The organism is Amycolatopsis panacis, from assembly GCF_003600245.1.
Classification (GTDB): domain Bacteria; phylum Actinomycetota; class Actinomycetes; order Mycobacteriales; family Pseudonocardiaceae; genus Amycolatopsis; species Amycolatopsis sulphurea.
On record NZ_QZFV01000031.1, the window covers coordinates 1 to 2,699 of the forward strand.

The 2,699-nt window shown below is 69.4% G+C and carries 3 protein-coding genes; 2 read left to right on the plus strand and 1 reads right to left on the minus strand.

Annotated elements, in window-relative coordinates; all coding sequences use genetic code 11:
* The first annotated feature begins 78 nt into the window (after positions 1 to 78).
* Together D5S19_RS02460 and D5S19_RS31900 are read left to right on the plus strand one after the other, a co-directional pair.
* On the plus strand, positions 79 to 318 hold the full coding sequence (locus D5S19_RS02460; protein ID WP_199730293.1) for a hypothetical protein: 240 nt from the start codon (positions 79 to 81) through the stop codon (positions 316 to 318).
* 487 nt (positions 319 to 805) lie between these two features.
* Positions 806 to 955, plus strand: a complete 150-nt coding sequence (locus D5S19_RS31900; protein WP_158605478.1) for a hypothetical protein — start codon at positions 806 to 808, stop codon at positions 953 to 955.
* 43 nt (positions 956 to 998) lie between these two features.
* On the opposite strand, the gene D5S19_RS02470 is transcribed toward D5S19_RS31900, so the two are convergent.
* Entirely contained in the window at positions 999 to 1,910 is a 912-nt protein-coding gene (locus D5S19_RS02470) for an alpha/beta fold hydrolase (RefSeq protein WP_120021691.1), read from the minus strand.
* Between the last annotated feature and the right edge of the window lie 789 nt (positions 1,911 to 2,699).

Below are 2,699 nucleotides of genomic sequence, written 5' to 3' on the forward strand. Positions count from 1 at the left end.
AGGTGTGTGCGACCACCTCGTGGCGTGCGCCGGACCGGTTTCGGGTCTGTGAAGGGACCCTTCACAGACTCAGAGTCCGTGAAGGGTCCCTTCACAGACCTCTACACCGACTTTGCCGGAACCCTGGGGGTGACCCTCACGCGGTGGCTGCGGGCGCGGCGAAAACGTGCCGGCGAACTGTTCGCCGATGGCCGGTTTCCCTTGCTGGCCAAGATCCATGAGGAAACGGTGCCGGATCTGGACGGGCTTTTCGAGTACAGCCTGGTCCGGCATCTCGACGGGTTCGCCGTCCTGGTGCGGGAGCGGCCCGGCGGATAAATGGACACGGATGGGTGGGTTCGGCTCGACCGACTCTCTCCGGGTTTTTGCCGTACATGTACGGCAAAAACCCGGAGAGAGTACCGAGAGGGTTGGTCGTCGGGGTGGAGAGCCGGGCCCTGGCCCTCCGTTGATCCTGCCCTGCTGCATTTGGGCGTGCCCGGTCCGTGCTGCTCGGGGGTTGGCGCCGTGGCGGGGGGCGAACCCAGACAACCGAAGCCGCCCCACCCCACGACCGCCGTGCCACCCCGACCCCAACCGCACTACCCGACGGCCGCCGCCCTACCGCCCGGCACCGGGGTACCCGCGGTGTAGACCGGATGTTCCGGGAGCCGGGCGAGGTCGATCGCCACGCCGTCCTTCACCACGGACGTGAGCTGCCGGTAGTGGGCCGGGTCGGCGAGGGGATCCGCGTCGAGTACGACGAAATCGGCTCGTTTGCCGGGTTCGATGGTGCCGATTTCGTCGAGTGCCGTAGGCCTCTGCGATGTCGCGGGTGGTGGTCTGTAGCGCGGCCATCGGGGTCATGGTGCGTTCGAGCGCGGATTGCAGCCAGTGCACGTGGGAGGAGCCCAGCCGCCCGGGCGGGTCCGCGGTCATCGACATCAGCATCTCCGCCGACGAGCCGGGCGGGTAGACGCCCACGTCGTGCGCGAGGAGCAGCTTCGCCCCGGCGGCGGTCAGAGTTGGCGGAGGAAGTCGAGCAGCGCTGCGCTGACCTCGGCGGGCCGTTCCTGCTGGATCCAGTGCCCGCCCGGCAGGTCGATCGTGGCGCGCAGATCGGGCACCATCGCCCGCATAGGGTCGCCGAAGGGCAGGAAGGTGCGCACGACGTCGGTGGTCCCGCTCAGATACAGCGACGGCGGGGTGATCCGGGCGTCCTGCCAGGCCGCGGTGAGCTCCCAGTTGCGGTCGATGTTGCGGTACCAGTTGAGCGGGCCGCGGAACCCGCTGCGGCGGAACTGCTCGGTGAAGACCGCGAGGTCGTCCTCGCCGAGCCAGTCCGGTAGAGCGTCCGGTGTGGACAGTCCACCGAGGAATCCGGGGGCCGGATCCTCGGCCGGGCTGCCGGTCAGGACCGTGCGCATCGTCGTGGCTACGTCGCGGCTCAGCTCCGCTTCCGGGATTTCCGGCAACTGGAAGTAGTTCTGGTAGAAGTTCGCGCCGAAGTGCTCGCGCGCCAGGGCCAGCGGCGGGACCGGCCCGCGGGGCACCGGCGGCACGCTCAGCCCGGCCACCGCGCGGACGACGTCCGGGCGCATCAGGGCGGTCTGCCAGGCGACCATCGCACCCCAGTCGTGCCCACACACCACCGCCTCGGTCCGGCCGAGCGCCCGGACGAGGCCGACCACGTCGCCGACCAGGTGGTGGATCGTGTACTGATCCGTCGGCTCCGGACGGTCGCTCGCGCCGTAGCCGCGCTGATCCGGCGCCACCACGTGGTATCCGGCCGCGGCGAGCGGGGCGAACTGGTGCCGCCAGGAGTACCAGCTCTCCGGAAATCCGTGCAGGAGCAGCACGAGTGGTCCTTCGCCCTGCTCGGCCAGATGCACGGTACGGCCCTCGACCTCGATGGTCCGGTGCTGTGGCATGGGCTCTCCTCTCAGTTGCGTTTCGCGATCCGGTTCAGTCCGAGTTCCTGTGCTACCAGGCGCGCCTCCGTGGTCGCGCGGGCCGAGCACGCCGAGTCCGGAGGCCACGCCCAAGGGGTACAGCGGGACGCACCTGGCGGAGTCCTTGTCGGCACGACTCGGCCCGCGGTGCCCGCTGTCCGGATGGACCCGTTCGACGGAACGGAGGAGCGGGTTGCCCGCGGCTTCGCATGGTGCAAGAGATCCTGTTGACGCCGTGGCTGACCGCCGGCGCCCGCCCGATGCCGGGGGGAGGCGCTGTGTGCGGGTGTCCATTCGGCCAGGGTAGCCGGAATGATCAGAATGATCATCGGTTCATTCGTGACGTGGATCACGAGCCGGAACTGGGGTCCGGCCGGGATGGGTGAGAGGTTTCCCGGCGGTCCGGGGTTGGATGGCGGTGACGGGCGTCTGTCGACCATTTGGCCGTACCGAGAATCGCCCGGGCGGCGGAGCGACGCGGCGCGGGAAACGGCCCCGTTGTGCGGCGACTCCCATTGAGTCCTGATTGGACTGTCTGCAAAAGACACAGCTCCGCGACCCGGTGGGCACCGGGCCGCGGAGCCGGTCAGAAGAACCGGTCAGGAGACGGCCGGGTCCGAGACGTCCGCGACAAGCGCCGCGCAACGCCGTCCGGCCGTGCGGATCTCCTTGGCGACGGCTTCGAGTTCGGTGCTGCTGGAGTGGGTGGGAACCGGGCGTTTGTCTCATCTTGAGACAAACGCCCGGGGCCGTGTGTCACAGCATGGG

Coding starts and splice junctions, on each gene's coding strand:
- D5S19_RS31900 (WP_158605478.1), top strand. CDS start 806: ATGTCGCGGGTGGTGGTCTGTAGCGCGGCCATCGGGGTCATGGTGCGT.
- D5S19_RS02470 (WP_120021691.1), bottom strand. CDS start 1,910: ATGCCACAGCACCGGACCATCGAGGTCGAGGGCCGTACCGTGCATCTG.